The organism is Photobacterium frigidiphilum, from assembly GCF_003025615.1.
In the GTDB taxonomy this organism is placed as follows: domain Bacteria; phylum Pseudomonadota; class Gammaproteobacteria; order Enterobacterales; family Vibrionaceae; genus Photobacterium; species Photobacterium frigidiphilum.
Genome location: NZ_PYMJ01000149.1, coordinates 1 through 578, shown reverse-complemented (window position 1 = coordinate 578; position 578 = coordinate 1). Strand labels below are relative to the sequence as shown.

Sequence of the window (578 nt, the reverse complement as noted above, 5' to 3'; positions counted from 1 at the left end):
AAGCAGGGCTTTGAACAGACATTGTAGGGCTATCGCCAAGCGGTAAGGCAGCGGCTTTTGATGCCGCCATCCCCTGGTTCGAATCCAGGTAGCCCTGCCACATTTTATTATGTGGCTTAATTGCTTTCTTTTTTTAAGTAGCAAATAGTTAAGCGGCATAAATGAAATGGCTACGTAGCTCAGTTGGTTAGAGCACATCACTCATAATGATGGGGTCACAGGTTCGAATCCCGTCGTAGCCACCATCTTCACTCTTTTAGAGTTGAAGCATCGCAAGATGTAAAATTACCAGATGCGGAAGTGGCGGAATTGGTAGACGCACCAGATTTAGGTTCTGGCGCCGCAAGGTGTGAGAGTTCAAGTCTCTCCTTCCGCACCATTCTCTTTGCGAAGAGAAATGTTCTTAGATAACTTGTTTTAAATAAGCAGGGCTTTGAACAGACATTGTAGGGCTATCGCCAAGCGGTAAGGCAGCGGCTTTTGATGCCGCCATCCCCTGGTTCGAATCCAGGTAGCCCTGCCACATTTTATTATGTGGCTTAATTGCTTTCTTTTTTTAAGTAGCAAATAGTTAAGCG

4 tRNA genes are annotated in these 578 nt (G+C 45.7%); all 4 read left to right on the top strand.

Features of this window, described 5'->3' with window-relative positions:
• Window positions 1–25 precede the first annotated feature (25 nt).
• The 4 genes from C9J12_RS30380 (at window position 26) to C9J12_RS30365 (ending at window position 523) form a co-directional block, all read left to right on the top strand.
• Window positions 26–100 (top strand) — tRNA-Gln (locus tag C9J12_RS30380).
• Window positions 101–168: 68 nt separating this feature from the next.
• Window positions 169–245, top strand: a tRNA-Met gene (locus C9J12_RS30375).
• 49 nt (window positions 246–294) lie between these two features.
• Window positions 295–379 (top strand) — tRNA-Leu (locus C9J12_RS30370).
• A gap of 69 nt (window positions 380–448) precedes the next feature.
• Window positions 449–523 (top strand) — tRNA-Gln (locus C9J12_RS30365).
• Window positions 524–578: the final 55 nt, after the last annotated feature.